16 protein-coding genes are annotated in these 15087 nt (G+C 46.1%); 12 read left to right on the top strand and 4 right to left on the bottom strand.

Annotated features, from left to right (window positions below):
* Positions 1–34: 34 nt before the first annotated feature.
* The 4 genes from L976_RS10800 to L976_RS10785 all read right to left on the bottom strand — a co-directional run bounded on the left by L976_RS10800 (position 35) and on the right by L976_RS10785 (position 3843).
* A complete protein-coding gene (locus L976_RS10800; RefSeq protein WP_047536645.1) occupies positions 35–1477 on the bottom strand; it encodes a hypothetical protein in 1443 nt (480 codons plus the stop codon).
* A 140-nt stretch (positions 1478–1617) separates the two neighbouring features.
* Positions 1618–2658 carry an MJ1255/VC2487 family glycosyltransferase gene (locus L976_RS10795; RefSeq protein ID WP_047536642.1) on the bottom strand — a complete coding sequence of 347 codons (1041 nt, stop codon included), beginning with the start codon at positions 2656–2658 and terminating at the stop codon, positions 1618–1620.
* Between the two features lie 72 nt (positions 2659–2730).
* Positions 2731–3243 (bottom strand): phosphatase PAP2 family protein, encoded by a 513-nt coding sequence (locus L976_RS10790; RefSeq protein WP_047536640.1) that lies wholly within the window; start codon positions 3241–3243, stop codon positions 2731–2733.
* Between the two features lie 351 nt (positions 3244–3594).
* A complete protein-coding gene (locus tag L976_RS10785) occupies positions 3595–3843 on the bottom strand; it encodes a YgjV family protein (RefSeq protein ID WP_011073879.1) in 249 nt (82 codons plus the stop codon).
* Positions 3844–4166: 323 nt separating this feature from the next.
* Between L976_RS10785 and rraA the strand changes: the two genes are divergently transcribed.
* The 12 genes from rraA to hemB all read left to right on the top strand — a co-directional run bounded on the left by rraA (position 4167) and on the right by hemB (position 14892).
* Positions 4167–4652, top strand: a complete 486-nt coding sequence (gene rraA / locus L976_RS10780) for a ribonuclease E activity regulator RraA (protein WP_037422666.1) — start codon at positions 4167–4169, stop codon at positions 4650–4652.
* A gap of 130 nt (positions 4653–4782) precedes the next feature.
* Positions 4783–5835 (top strand): formimidoylglutamase, encoded by a 1053-nt coding sequence (locus tag L976_RS10775; RefSeq protein ID WP_047536637.1) that lies wholly within the window; start codon positions 4783–4785, stop codon positions 5833–5835.
* Between the two features lie 241 nt (positions 5836–6076).
* Positions 6077–6832, top strand: a complete 756-nt coding sequence (gene ubiE / locus L976_RS10770; RefSeq protein WP_037422660.1) for a bifunctional demethylmenaquinone methyltransferase/2-methoxy-6-polyprenyl-1,4-benzoquinol methylase UbiE — start codon at positions 6077–6079, stop codon at positions 6830–6832.
* Positions 6832–7452: a ubiquinone biosynthesis accessory factor UbiJ gene (locus tag L976_RS10765; protein WP_047536634.1), complete on the top strand. Its 621-nt coding sequence runs from the start codon at positions 6832–6834 to the stop codon at positions 7450–7452. Before ubiE ends, L976_RS10765 begins: the two co-directional genes overlap by 1 nt.
* The gene (gene ubiB / locus L976_RS10760) at positions 7449–9098 is read left to right on the top strand and encodes a ubiquinone biosynthesis regulatory protein kinase UbiB (protein WP_037430956.1); all 1650 of its coding nucleotides are present in this window, start codon (positions 7449–7451) and stop codon (positions 9096–9098) included. Before L976_RS10765 ends, ubiB begins: the two co-directional genes overlap by 4 nt.
* A 59-nt stretch (positions 9099–9157) precedes the next feature.
* The gene (tatA, locus tag L976_RS10755) at positions 9158–9415 is read left to right on the top strand and encodes a Sec-independent protein translocase subunit TatA (protein ID WP_037422651.1); all 258 of its coding nucleotides are present in this window, start codon (positions 9158–9160) and stop codon (positions 9413–9415) included.
* Positions 9416–9421: 6 nt separating this feature from the next.
* Complete coding sequence (gene tatB / locus L976_RS10750; protein ID WP_037422648.1) at positions 9422–9871, top strand: Sec-independent protein translocase protein TatB; 450 nt, start codon at positions 9422–9424, stop codon at positions 9869–9871.
* Positions 9872–9874: 3 nt separating this feature from the next.
* Entirely contained in the window at positions 9875–10624 is a 750-nt protein-coding gene (tatC, locus tag L976_RS10745) for a twin-arginine translocase subunit TatC (RefSeq protein ID WP_037422645.1), read from the top strand.
* Positions 10625–10668: 44 nt separating this feature from the next.
* Complete coding sequence (locus tag L976_RS10740) at positions 10669–11199, top strand: hypothetical protein (RefSeq protein ID WP_047540386.1); 531 nt, start codon at positions 10669–10671, stop codon at positions 11197–11199.
* Positions 11199–12002 (top strand): TatD family hydrolase, encoded by an 804-nt coding sequence (locus L976_RS10735; protein ID WP_047536613.1) that lies wholly within the window; start codon positions 11199–11201, stop codon positions 12000–12002. Before L976_RS10740 ends, L976_RS10735 begins: the two co-directional genes overlap by 1 nt.
* Positions 11995–13872 carry a sensor domain-containing diguanylate cyclase gene (locus L976_RS10730; RefSeq protein ID WP_047536611.1) on the top strand — a complete coding sequence of 626 codons (1878 nt, stop codon included), beginning with the start codon at positions 11995–11997 and terminating at the stop codon, positions 13870–13872. The genes L976_RS10735 and L976_RS10730 overlap by 8 nt, the downstream gene beginning before the upstream one ends.
* Positions 13873–13881: 9 nt before the next feature.
* A complete protein-coding gene (gene hemB, locus L976_RS10725) occupies positions 13882–14892 on the top strand; it encodes a porphobilinogen synthase (RefSeq protein ID WP_037422636.1) in 1011 nt (336 codons plus the stop codon).
* The last annotated feature ends 195 nt before the right edge of the window (positions 14893–15087 follow it).

Here is a 15087-nt window from a genome sequence, read left to right as displayed (position 1 = left end):
GCCGAGATTGTGCTAACCCAATTGTAGAAATAAGTTACTCATTCTCAACTTTAGGTCGAGGTGGAGTTTCCCCTAGCGGTTGATGCTCATTCGCTGGATTAACCTGTGGCGATTCTTCCTTTACACCTTCCCGTTGTGGCAATTCCAAGGTTGATTCTGTCTTTATCGGGACTGGAGGCTCTGGTTGCTGTAATGGTTTTTCAGCTTCAGCAACAGGTTCAACAATAACCACAGGCTCGTCTGGAGTGCTCGTTTGGCCACTGGTTGTATTTGTGGCTTCAGGCTCTGGCGCAAGGGTGGCTAAATCTTCATTCGCAGGGCTTTCAACCGCATGTTTAGGCAATTGATTTCGATATAAATCAATCATACCCATCACCTCGGACAGCGCCTTAGCGTGATCCGACGTTAAGATCCCATTATGCCCAGAGACAATTTCATCGGACACAGCGAGCACCCAAACCGCCTGCATATTGGCATCGGGACAGGTCTGCACACTACGCCTTGCCTGTAAGCGGGCTCGAATTTTCCAGCCCGAATGCGGCAACGTCATCATACAACCAGGAAGCTGATCGTGAGCCATTAATGCTGAAGGCATTTTCATCGGCGTAGCACAGTTACCGCCTGAACATTTATCGATATCATGGGTTATTGCCCAAGAGTTACCCAGTGCCCGTTCGCCATCTTTTATGTAATTAAACGCCTCTTTTACCGCAAAATCGCCCTTAGATTGCAACACCACCATACTCGGTTTTTGCCTATCTAAGCTCATCAAAGTATCGAGCGGCTTAAAATCCTGCGCTGGCGCTGCTGGGTTTAACAGTAAGAATAGATTCGGGTTATCTTGCTCAGTATCGATAGCCGCCTTAATTCTATCTTTGCTGGCGTGCAACACGACTAAGCCACCAAGACTATGACCGATAACGGTATAACGCAGTAACTGATGCTCAGCGACCAATCCATCCAATTTATCCAGTAACTGCGATAAACCCGTTTGCCCTATGCGTTTTGCTACGGCTTTACGCTGCAAAATAGTCGGGAAATCCAATGGTTCAATCCAACTAGTAGCATCATCCGAACCATCGAGCCAGAAAGGATCGTACTTATCTCCCCGCCAGCCGATGTATAAGCCGAGCAAGTTTCGTTGAGAATCAGAGGCCGCCATTTGCTGATAAAACTGTTCGAAAGCGACAAAGTTTTCATCCTTGGGATTGGCACTGTGGTGCCAGCCATGGACAAAAATCAGCAACTCAGGCGCAGTGCCATTATTGGGTTGTAAAATCCGCGCCTTAAGCGCTTGCCATTGTCCATCATTGTGGGGCTGACCTTGATCATTAAATTCAATCACATGCAGATTTTGCTTGGCTGTATCAGGGCCGGGCATGTGGTAGGCTTGGTCGGGAATAAAAGGAAGCAAAATACCGAGGGACAACAACATTAAAAACAGTAACTTGTACTGAGTAAACTTCTTAAGGCTCATTTATGACAACTAAATTGTGGCCATACTAGGCCAATAAAGACACGCTGCTGGGGCTAACAGCAAATTGGCCAAATTATACGCTAACCCCAGATTCCCAGCTAGAGCGGAAATAGCCTTTTATCACAGTGCTCACATCAATCTTAGCGCCATGTGTCTGGCAATTTCACTTGGCTCCAAAGATCGGCGCACAATGGCGCGGTGTGCTGCCACTGACCACTCCCTATCCATTTCACTAAAGCATCACCGACTTGCGGATAGGCAATGGGATTTGGCGATGCGGCCTTAAGCCAACGCTTAACCGCGCTGATATCTAAGCTCATCATACTGTCACCCGCCCCCAATAATTGTAGCGCTGCCACATTCGATAGCTGCTCGAATTGACCAATCAGCGGCTTGACCAACAACTTTTTACCTAAGGTCAGCGCCTCACTCGCCAGCTCAAATCCGGCATTACCAATCACACCGCCGCAAGTCGCTAAGTGCTGTTTAAATCCATCACGATTAAACCCATGCCATTGAATATGATCGGCAATGCGTTTGGTAGGCTGCTTGGCGTGATACACCAAAAACTGATAATCCGTAAAAGGCTTAAAAAAGTCGGCAATCACATCCGCCTCTTCGAAGGGTAAATACACCAATATTTGATGGGTATGTTCAATAGGGCTGACATCCACTTCGACAAAGGGAGGCAAGATCGGAAAACCAAAATGATGCCAATGGCATCCTAAAGCCACATCCACCGGTGCAAAGTAGTTGAGTAGTAACTCATTCAACCAAGTGCTTCCCAATTTAGGCACAGGATGAGTCAAGGCAGCTTGATGACTTATCCCAATCGAGGGGACTCCCTGGCGCCTCGCCGCCCATGCGGATACGGGTTCAAAATCATTTAGAACGAGATCATAGCAACTCAGATCCAGCGCTTGAATATCCTTAAGCAACGATAGGGAACAATTCTGCTTCACCGTTTGCGTGATATTGACTCGCCCTGAGTGCGTAGCAAAAGTCATCCCTGCTTGGACGCGATACTCCCCAAAATACTCCATATCGAAAAAATCTTCAGGCTTGCGTCCCGAAAACAAAAAGTCGACTTGAATATTGTGCTCAACTAAGGCCTTTGCCATCACTCGAGCACGACTTAAATGACCATTCCCTGTGCCTTGCACTCCGTAGAGTATTCGCATTGCTTATCCTTTAACTGTGAATGAAAGAGTGGTGAATCAAGGAGGTATCCAACGAATGAGTGCCTGATTGTGTTAAATCACGGGATGCACAAGCAAAACAGCCCCCGTACCTAACAGAACACCGGCGACAATATCTGAGGGGTAATGCACCCCAAGCGCAATACGTGAGGCACCAATACAGAGCGCCCATACGTAAGCAAAAGGCGCAGCCACGGGATACACCTGCGCCACACTTGTGGCCATCACAAAAGCGGCCGCCGTGTGTCCCGAAGGTAGGCTAAAACGATCTGAGGGTTCAAAGCCGCTTTCAAACCCAACCAAGGCATGACAGGGTCGAGTACGGCGAATGCTATTTTTGAGTAATATGTACAACGGCAATTCAATCAAAAAACTCGCCAACAGTAGATTGAACAGGTTCTGCCCTTGGGAGTGCGTCAGCATCAACCCAACAGAGAGATACAGATACACATGCCCATCTCCAGTTGCCGATATCCGCTTCGCCCAAGCATAAACACCGTGACGTTGGCTCAAATCCACAATGCGGTAAAACATGCGCTTATCTAAGTCTGAAATGTAACTCAACATAAAACAGGCTCCTTGCTGGCATGCCAGCGAGTATCATGGCGATGTTAATGAGTGCATTCTCTCGACAGCTGTTAGCGTCTGCATGTGTTAACGCCCTGTCAGACGACTATTTCACGATAGAACCCCACGCTAAACCTACGACAACTTAAACAGAGATGGCTTAAGTGCTCAGTGTTAAGGTGAGACTAAGAACTGCCGATGACGGTAAAGTGACATCAGGCCTAAAGTTTTATGACACCTGTGGCGAAAATGGCGAGGAATGAAGCGATCAATTGGAGCAAGAGGGAAAACGTACGGGGAGAATACAGTGCTGCCCAGTTGCTATGAACGGGCAGCACTGTCAGAAAACCTTCAAGCGACAGCTTGTTCCAGCGCTTTAGCGCGGTAAATTTTTGTCAAATGGTAAATATTGATACAGGCAACAAAGGCGTTCATCCCCGCAACAGGCCAGGCTGAAATAAATACGCCATAGATAACAAACAAGGTACAACCGACAAAGTTTAACCATCTTAACCAGATGATATTCTTCATCATAAGTGAAATTGCCACCATTACTGAGGCAAAATAACCAATAATTTCAATCGTGTTTACAGCTTCCATAGGCACCTCTCGAAGGCCCTCTACCGTCCATAAGCGTAACGGGGGGTCCTTGCCCCTAAAGCAAATTAAGTTAAGTAAGTTAATTTAAACTTGGGATATAATACCAAAACGCGCAACAGAGTTGTAATAAAAAACCGTTATTTAATGACCGATATCAAGTTTTGAGGATAAACACCTGTTAAGTGACGAAAGTTTACAACATAAGTGTTAACGTCCAAGTGCAACAATACCGTGATTGATAACACTTTTCTTTTCAGGAATCCCTTTTATACTGGCGTAAACTCGCTAAACTGTACGCAACGCGGATCAATAGGAGTGTAAATATGGAATACAACACCTCAGAACTATGTGACATGTACTTAGATGTCGTAGATGTAGTCGAGCCCATGTTCAGTAACTACGGTGGTTGTAGCTCTTTTGGCGGTTCTATCAGCACCATTAAGTGCTTTGAAGACAACGGCCTAATCACCGAGGTCTTACAAGAAGATGGCCAAGGTAAAGTCTTGCTGGTTGACGGTGGTGGTTCATTACGCCGCGCCCTGATCGATGCATCTATCGCAGAAATCGCAGTCAACAACAACTGGGAAGGCATTATCGTTTACGGTTCAGTTCGCGATGTGGATGCGCTGGAAGAATTAGACATCGGCATTCAAGCCCTTGCTTCAATTCCTGTGGGCGCCGATGGCAATTCAGTGGGTGAAGTCGATATCCCGGTCAACTTTGGCGGCGTGACCTTCCTCCCTGGCGATCATATCTATGCCGATAACACTGGCGTCATTCTATCGCCAGAACCACTCGATATTGAGTAATGCTAAATAACATCGAAAGAAAGCCAGCTAAGCTGGCTTTTTTATTGGCAGATACCATTAAGTACCATTGAATATTCGTCCTTGGGTACGCCACAATATCCCAGTCCCTACCCGATAAGAATACTAATCTATGTCTGAATTTATCCCATTTACCCAAGCCGATATCGCCAGTCTCGTTAGCCCGCGAGCCGGTGAGACCAAAATAGGCCAATGCGTACACTTGGCTAACCATGAACATCCATTAGAAGCGATACTCACCACCGCAAAAGCCCATGGTGCACAATTTGCCATTGTCGGAGTGGGTGAAGATATCGGCCCACGGGCAAACTTAGGCAGAGGCGGTGCCACCGATGCCTTTACCACCAGCATGCGCCAGTGGTTGAATTTACAGTCGAATCGTTTTCTTTCGGGCGCCGAATGCCTGATTTTAGGGCAAGTTCATACGGCGGATCTGCAATTACAGGCACTGGATGGCGAAGGCGCGAGCCTAACCCATCTACGCCAAGCAGTTGAGCAGCTCGATGAACGGGTGATTAAACTAGTCAGCGCCATACAAGCGGCAGGGCTTGAACCCATAGTGATTGGTGGCGGCCACAACAATGCCTATGGCCTGTTAATGGCGACCTCGGCCCATTATCAACGCCAAGTTGCCGCAGTGAATTTAGATCCGCACAGTGATTTTCGCCTGCTCGAAGGGCGTCACAGCGGTAATGGCTTTAGTTACGCCGCCAATCGCGGCGCGCTGGGGTATTACCATGTACTCGGTTTGCACGAGCTCAAAAACAGCGAAGCCAATTTACAACAACTCACTGAGTTTGGTGGCACTTGGCATAGTCTGCAACAAATTTGGATTCGCCGAGAGATTAGCCTGACGCAGGCGCTGCAGGATATTGCCAACAAACTTAACCAAACCTCGCTCCCAGTAGCGTTAGAGTTGGATGTCGATGCCATCGCCAAAATGCCGAGCAGCGCCTCGACCGCCGCAGGAATTCCACTACTCGATGCCGCCCACTACATCAGCTATATCGCCAGCCGCTGTCCCTGTGCTTATTTACATTTAGCCGAAGCGGCTCCAAGCTGCCATGAGGCTGGCATAGAAGCTGGCTTTAGGGATGTGGGTCAGAGTATCAGCGAGTTAATTTATGCCTATGTACAAGCAAGATGCCAATTTTTAGCCCGATAGCATCGTTTGCTTGTACCCTTACAGGCGCGAAGCTATTCACCAAATCCTGATATTGTGGTCTAATGCCAGTCCATTTTATCGGGTCGGCACACTAAACACTGGCAAAAGCCAAACTCTTTAAGCTAACGCCTTGAGGAGAGTTTACTAGCTCGATCACAGAGTGATAGATCAAAGATTCAGCAAATGCATGCGATGGCTTACACTCGCCACTAATACTTTGCAAAACAATAGGAATACATTGATGTCTGAGGGTGAATCTAAAAATACCCACTTTGGTTATAAAACCGTAGAGGCGGATAAAAAGGCCGATCTCGTTGCTGGCGTGTTCCATTCGGTTGCCGCCAAGTACGATATCATGAATGACGTTATGTCCTTCGGTATTCACCGTTTTTGGAAACGCTACACCATTGAAGTATCTGGCGCTCGTCCGGGTATGAAGGTGCTTGACCTTGCCGGTGGTACGGGCGATTTAACCGCTAAATTCTCTCACTTAGTGGGTGATAAAGGCGAAGTGGTTTTAGCTGATATCAACGATTCTATGCTAAAAGTGGGCCGCACTAAGCTACGTGACAAAGGCATTGTCAACAATGTCAGCTACGTGCAAGCCAATGCCGAAGCACTGCCCTTCCCCGATAATCACTTCGATATCATCACCATCGCCTTTGGTCTGCGTAACGTGACAGACAAAGATGCCGCGCTTCGTTCTATGAACCGCGTACTTAAGCCAGGCGGTAAGTTATTGGTATTAGAGTTTTCTAAGCCCCAGCATGAAATCATGCGTAAAGTGTATGATTTATATAGCTTCAAAGTCTTACCAAAGATGGGTGAACTCATTACTAAAGACGCTGACAGCTATGAGTACTTGGCCGAATCCATTCGGATGCATCCAGATCAAGACACTCTTAAGCAAATGATGGTGGATGCGGGCTTTGAACAGGTCGATTATACCAATATGACCGATGGCATTGTCGCCCTGCACCGTGGTTATAAATTCTAATGATGCCGCAAGAAGTGGTGTTACTTGCCTGCGCCGCGATTGAGATGGGTCTGAAACAACTTCAGACCCAAGCGGGCGACGCCTATGCGCGCCAGCGCCAGCTACATGGCAAAGTATTTCGTATTCAATTAACGCAACTCAACTGGCCAATTTACTTGGTCTTTGCCAAAGAAATCCAAGTAATGAGTCGCTATGAGGGCGATGTCGATGTCAGTCTGCACGCTGATGCAACCACACTTTATCGCGTGTCCGAAGGTGCCAACCTGACTGAACTTATCAAGCAAGATAAGCTCAAGCTCGAAGGCGATCTGAACTTATTACAAAGCTTTAGCCAATATCTACGTAGCATAGAGTTTGATTTTGCCGAACCCATTTCGCGTTATTTGGGTGACGGCCCCACTCACAAGCTCATCAGTACAAGCCATCAGGCAAAAGGTTTTGCACTTGAAGTATTGCGTAAAACCCGCTCCCATTTAGGGCAACTCGCTATCGAAGAGTATCGGCTTGCGCCCCATCGGATTGAACTTATTCATTTGTGCGATCAAATAGATGACTTAGTTAACGACACTCGCGCGCTCGAACAACGGATTGCCCAATTAAGAGACTCAATTAAGCCATGACCCTTGCCAGTATCCGCCGCGGTTATCATGTGATTAAGACCCTATTGCAATATGGGTTAGATGATGTTTTACCGCCAAAGATGACCCCTTGGTACTTTAAACTCGCCCGCAATAGTCTGTTTTGGATCCGTAATAAACACAAAGGTAAATCCGGTGGCGAGCGCTTAAAGCTAGCAATGCAAGAGCTTGGCCCTGTGTATATCAAGCTCGGGCAAATGCTCTCCACCCGCCGTGACTTACTGAGTGATGAATGGGCGACAGAGCTTGCCATGTTGCAGGATAAAGTCCCTCCCTTCGATGGCGCACTCGCCCGACTCGCGATAGAAGCAGAGCTTAAAGCACCAATCGAGACCTTCTTTAATGACTTTAATGAAACGCCATTAGCCTCGGCCTCGATTTCCCAAGTACATACCGCGACGCTTAAATCCAATGGCAAGGCCGTGGTATTAAAAGTGCTGCGCCCGAACGTAGAAACTAAAATCCAGGCCGATCTCCTGCTGATGTCGCAAACGGCGAAGGTCATCGATTATCTTCTTGGCGAAGGTAACCGACTACGCCCAGCCGAGGTGATTGAAGATTACCGCGTCACCATTTTAGGGGAGCTCAACCTTAAGCTTGAGGCCCTCAATGCCATTAAGCTACGTAATAACTTCCTCGACTCAGACGCGCTCTATATTCCTTATGTATATGAAGAGTTTTGTTATCCACGTTTGATGGTGATGGAACGGATTTACGGTATTCCAGTATCGGATATCGCTGCACTTAAGGCACAAGGCACAAACTTTAAACTGCTAGCCGAACGGGGCGTAGAGCTATTTTTCACCCAAGTATTCCGCGATAACTTTTTCCACGCGGATATGCATCCGGGAAATATTTTTATCTCCCGCGAACATCCCGAGAATCCTTATTATATCGGCCTAGATTGCGGCATTATGGGCACACTCAGCGAAGTCGATAAACGCTATTTAGCGGAAAACTTCCTCGCGTTTTTCAACCGTGATTACCACCGTATCGCGCAGCTGTATATCGAGTCGGGTTGGGTATCGGAAAAAACCGATCTACAGGCCTTCGAGCAAGCCATCAAGGTTGTTTGTGAACCCATGTTTAACAAGCCCTTAGATGAAATCTCCTTTGGGCATGTGTTGCTAGAGCTGTTCCGTACCGCACGGCATTTTGATATCGTCGTGCAGCCTCAGCTCGTGCTGCTCGAAAAGACTTTGCTGTATATTGAAGGTTTGGGCCGTCAGCTCTATCCGCAGCTGGATCTCTGGCAGACCGCTAAACCCTTTTTAGAGCAGTGGATGGCCGAGCAAGTGGGACCTAAAGCCATGTTTAAAAAGGTATCCACAAAACTGCCATATTGGTCTGATAAACTTCCGGAATTCCCTGAACTAATTTATGACAACCTTAAATTAGGCAGGAAATTGCTGAGTTCTCAGCAACAAATGCTAGATAAGTATCTGAAATACCAGCAGCAAGCACATAAGAGTAATTACTTACTCATCACTTCTGCAATTTTATTGATCTGTGGCACGTTATTGTTCAACCAAGACGCTACACTGTTGAGCCCTTACGTGTGCCTGATTTCAGGTACGGTACTGTGGATTATCGGATGGCGATCTAGGCCAAAGAATCGTAAATTTTAGCTAGCACTAATTAATCAGAGGTTCATAATAGAACCGATATCAATTAAGAGGATACCTTCATGGGTGGCATTAGTATTTGGCAACTTCTTATCATCGCGTTAATCGTTGTCTTATTGTTTGGAACTAAGAAATTACGCTCTTTGGGTGGTGACTTAGGTGGTGCTGTCAAGGGCTTCAAAAACGCCATGTCTTCAGAAGAAGATAAAAAGGCGCTAGAAGACACTGAAGCGGCAAAACCAGTGCAAACTGCACAAACCGCACAACCAACTCAACAGGCGACTGAAAAGAAACCTGAGTCTCACAAAGAACAGGCGTAACTCTTTATGTTTGACGGTATCGGCTTTATGGAGCTGCTGCTGATCGGTGTTCTGGGGCTGGTCGTTCTTGGCCCCGAACGTCTACCGGTTGCAGTACGTTCAGTAACCAGTTGGATCCGCGCGATGAAACGCATGGCCAACTCAGTCAAAGAAGAACTTGAGCAAGAGCTAAAGATCGAGCAGTTGCACGCCGACCTCAAAAAAGCGGAGAGCAAAGGTTTATCTAACCTCTCTCCCGAGCTGCAAGAGTCAATCGATCAATTGAAGCAAGCCGCGCAGTCAGTGAATCGTCCTTACCAAGTGCAAGATATTCCCAGTGCACAGGAAAACCAGATCCACAATCCTGCAAGCCAAACGGTTTCTACCGAGGCGAGTCCAACTTCGGCTTCCTCCGCCCCACATAGTGAGTCCATTCAGGGCGAGGATACCCGTTCTAACCCGAAAGCTAACGGATAATTCATGTCGCAACAGCAGCCACTTATCAGCCATTTGCTTGAACTTAGGTCCAAGCTGCTTAAATCCATTGCCAGTGTATTGATTGTATTTATTTGTAGTGTGTATTGGGCAAATGATATTTACCATTACATGGCAATCCCTTTAATGCAGTCTTTGCCCTTAGGTGGCAGTATGATTGCGACCGATGTGGCCGCACCTTTCTTCGCCCCTTTTAAACTGACATTAGTTCTGTCATTTTTTGTGGCCGTACCCTATGTGCTCTTTCAAATTTGGTCCTTCGTAGCACCGGGTTTGTATAAGCATGAAAAACGCTTAGTTATGCCGCTACTTTTTAGCAGCACAGTGCTATTTTATTTAGGTATAGCCTTCGCTTATTACGTTGTATTCCCAGTTGTATTTGGCTTTTTTGCCAACACGGCTCCAGAGGGAGTACAAGTTGCAACCGATATCAGCAGCTATCTTGATTTTGTACTGAAATTATTTTTTGCATTCGGCTTATCCTTTGAGATCCCGATTGCCGTTGTTTTACTCTGCTGGGCTGGTGTGACAACACCTGAAGATCTCAAGCAAAAACGCCCCTATATTATTGTCGGCGCATTCGTGGTGGGTATGCTGCTCACACCACCTGATGTTATTTCCCAAACTATGCTTGCCGTGCCAATGCTGTTATTGTTCGAAGGCGGATTATTTGCGGCTCGTTTTTACAGTAAACCTGATGACGAGACCGATGAAGAACAACCAACGAATGACTAATGCCTCAATCGGCATTAGAGGAAAATAATAATAAGGAAACTGGGATGCGTTTAACTCTACTGACTGGTGCAGTGTTACTGGTATCTGCACAGGCTAATGCCGGTATTGAGCAGCAATTAACTCAATGTGCAGGGATAACGGACAAGCTCGAGCGCTTGGTATGCTATGACAACCTCGCAGCAAGCATTCAAGTCACCACAGTGACCAATAACACCACGGCACCGATAGCTGTCGCCCCCGTTGTCACTCCCGCAGCGGCCCCTGCAGCTTTGGCGACTGCAGCTCCTGTTGCTGCTGCCGCGACCAATGTCGAAGATAATTTCGGTATGGAAGTTAAACGCGTCCAAGAGAATACGACTGACAAAATTTATCTCGATGTGGAGTCAATAGCAGAAGATGCCTACGGTGCCTTAAAGATTACCTTTACCAATGGCCAAGTTTGGAAACAAACCGAAAACCGTAAGTTCAACCTCAAAGTCGGTGAAAAAGTATTTATCGAAAAAGCAGCGCTTGGTTCTTTCTTAATGGGCACAGAAAGTCGTAATGCTAAGGTGAGGGTAAAACGCCTAAAATAATGTCATCTTATATAGATATCGCTGTCAACTTGCTTGGCAGCGCACTCGAACCAGACATAACGCAAATCATACAAGCAGCGGCGGACCAAGGGGTTTCGCCGTTAATTGTTATTGGCAGTGATTTAAGCGAAAGCGCGGCAGCCATTCAATTATGCCAACAGTATCCTAAACAGCTTTATTGCACTGCAGGTGTACACCCGCATCATGCTAGCGAATGGCAAACGAATTCCAAACAAACTCTCATAGATTTATGCCAAGCATCGCAGGTCGTTGCCGTTGGTGAATGCGGGCTAGACTATAATAGGAACTTTTCCCCCCGTCCGGCCCAGCGTCAAGCATTTATCGCCCAATTAGAACTGGCGATTGACCTTCAAAAACCCGTTCTGATGCATGAGCGAGATGCCCATAGTGATTTTTTAAGCATCGTTAGTGAGTACCGCCCACATCTTCGCGGCGCATTGTTACACTGCTTTACTGGCAGCCAAGCGCAAATGGAAGCTTATATCGATCTCGATTTACACCTAGGAATTACAGGTTGGGTTTGTGATGAAAGACGCGGCCAAGAATTAGCAGCGCTAGTGCCATTTATTCCAAAAGATCGTTTATTGGTCGAAACAGATAGTCCTTATCTGCTACCGCGTAGCATGCGTCCTAAGCCTAAATCCAGTAAAAATAAACCCGAATATTTGCCTTATATTGCTCAGTATATTGCCAATCTACGCGGTGAAGATCCGGCTGAATTTGCAAAACAATGCTATCAAAATAGCCTAGCGTTTTTTAATTTGAGTCAACAGAATGGCTAAATTAAGTTGCTTATTGGTTTTGCTTATCAGCATGCTCATATCATCTGGCAGCTTCGCAAGCATAATCAACATCAATGAACACACTCCGACGCCGCTCAGTCTAACACCTTGGCTAATAGTGACCCATCCTCATTCTGAAAGTCAGTTAGCGGACATCGAAGCACTTCCCAAGGCACAATGGCATAAGTTTACCAGTAACGATATTCAACGTCTTAGCCTGCATAATTTTTGGCTGTCAGTTAATCTTAGTAGTAACAACGAAAGCCTTTCACGCATTCTTGCCTTAGATAATCCCTTATTAGATAAAGTAACTATTTACCATCTTGTAGATAACCAACTCGTCAACACAACGTATATGGGAGATACACTTCCCTATAAACAGCGTCCACTGCTGAGTAATATTTTTCTATACCCTTTTAAAATTAACACCAATGAACAACATACCTTTTATATACATATTGAAACCGAAGGCAATGCGGCCGTTCCTTTAAATTTATGGTCAGCCAACGATTTGGCACAAATAGCGGAATCAACAGCTGTCGAACATGGATTTCAGCTTGGGGTACTCGCCGCCATCGGTATCTTCAGTCTATTTATCGCGTTAGCTTCTGGTTCATTCAGTTATAGCTATTACTCCGGCTACGTCCTTAGCATGACTCTCTTAGTTGCCACGATTAATGGTTTCGCATTCCGCTTCCTCTGGCCTAATTGGCCAACATTGCAGCAACTGATGGTTCCTGTGCTACTCCCTTTGGTTATGGCTTTCGCCTTAATGTTTACCGAAAAAATTTTACAATTAAAATACTATAATCGCCGCATGCTATTGATGTGCCGTTATAGTGCCGTTTATATCCTTTTAATCTGTTTATTAGTCCCCTTTTTGCGTTATGGCACTGTACTTTACATTGAGATTATCTCGGTTGTCGTGCTCAGTATCATTATGATGATACTCGCAATTATTCAAGCCGCTAGAGGGCAAAAATTAGCCAAACTTTATACTGTTGGCTGGGTGAGTATGCTGACGGGAGCGTGCCTGAGTAGCTTACTGTATTTAGGCGTTATCGAGCTGAATATCAAACCTCAGACACCTGTAATGCTGGGGTTAACCTTTGAAATCATCTTTATGTCACTCGTGCTTGCTATCCGCTATAACGACGAACGTAAAGCCAAACAACGCATTCAACAAGAAGCACTAAAACAAGCACAAAAAATTCGTAGCGCACGTGAAGATGCATTAAAAGTAGAAGCAGAAACTAACGAAAGACTGGAACAAATGGTGCAAGAGCGCACTTTGGAACTTGAAATTACCCTGCGCGAATTGCATGAAGTTAATCAAAAGCTCACAGAACAAAGCACTATAGACAGCTTAACGGGGGCCAAAAACCGCAGTGCCTTCGATAAACGCCTATTAGCAGAAAGCCGTATAAGTCGTCGTCAAGAAACGCCAATAGCACTATTAATGATCGATATAGATCGATTTAAATCTATCAATGATCAATTTGGCCATTTAGCAGGTGATCAGGCCCTAAAACTTATCACGAAGACATTGCAGCAGCATTTAAAACGACCAACTGATCTAGTATCACGTTTTGGTGGAGAAGAGTTTGCTATTATTCTCCCCAATACCAACGCGGATGGTGCGCTTCAAGTCGCTGAAAATATAAGAGATGCAGTGGCTAGTATCGGCCTTGAATGGGAAGGAAAACCCATACCACTCACCGTCAGTATCGGCGTGAGTGCCGACGTAATCTTGAATGAACAACACAGTACCGAATTATTAGAGCAGGCAGATAAAGCCCTCTATCAAGCAAAAAATAGCGGACGCAATCAAGTGAAATTGTATGCGCCAGCGCAAACAGAACCTAATTAGGAGTCTAATGTGAATATCATTACCAGTGCCTTCCCACAGCGCAGAATGCGCCGCATGCGCAAACATGATTTTAGCCGTCGCCTGATGGCAGAGAATCACCTAACAGTGAATGACCTAATCTATCCTATGTTTGTGCTCGAAGGCAGTAATCGCAGCGAAAAAGTCGCTTCAATGCCAGGTGTGGAGCGTTATTCGATCGACTTACTGCTCAAAGAAGCAGAAGAACTTGTTGAATTAGGCATCCCCTTAATTGCCCTCTTTCCTGTCACGCCAGCAGAGAAAAAGTCTCTTATGGCAGAAGAAGCTTACAATGCTGACGCACTAGTGCAACGTGCTGTACGTGAACTCAAAAAGGCCTTCCCACAACTTGGCATTATGACAGACGTGGCTCTAGATCCTTTCACGACCCATGGTCAAGACGGCATTATTGATGAAACAGGCTATATCCTGAATGACATCACTACAGAAATTTTAGTTAAACAAGCCTTGTCCCATGCCGAAGCGGGCGCTGATATTGTTGCGCCATCGGATATGATGGATGGCCGCATCGGCGCGATCCGTCAAGCACTGGAAGCAGCTGGCCATGTTAATACCCAGATCATGGCCTATTCAGCTAAATACTCTTCGAGCTACTATGGCCCATTCCGTGATGCAGTTGGCTCAGCAGGCAACCTAAAAGGTGGCAATAAGCATAGCTATCAAATGGATCCAGCTAACAGTGATGAAGCACTACACGAAGTGGCGCTCGATATCCAAGAAGGTGCTGATATGGTCATGGTAAAACCAGGTATGCCATATCTCGACATCGTTCATCGTGTTAAAACTGAGTTAGCTGTTCCTACTTTTGCTTACCAAGTGAGTGGTGAATATGCCATGCACATGGCCGCGATCCAAAATGGCTGGTTAGCTGAAAAGGCTATCGTCATGGAATCGCTACTATGCTTCAAACGTGCCGGTGCCGATGGCATTCTTACCTACTTCGCCAAACGTGCAGCACAGTGGCTAAAAGAAGCTAAATAATCGGGTTTAAAAACCAATGCTAAGCATAAAGGGCAGCCAAACACTGCCCTTTTTATTAGCTCGAAGAAAGCCTTTGAAACTATTGCTCTGTAGGTCAAATCGATATGTAGGTAATAACTATCGTCATCGCAGAAGCGAATAAAAGGAAGTGATGAATAGGAAGTAGTAATAGAGAGAATGAAATTACAAACGCCT

This window comes from Shewanella sp. ZOR0012 (genome assembly GCF_000798835.1).
Taxonomy (GTDB): domain Bacteria; phylum Pseudomonadota; class Gammaproteobacteria; order Enterobacterales; family Shewanellaceae; genus Shewanella; species Shewanella xiamenensis.
The sequence above is the reverse complement of the archived record's forward strand: the minus strand, read 5'-3'. Positions and strand labels throughout refer to the sequence as shown.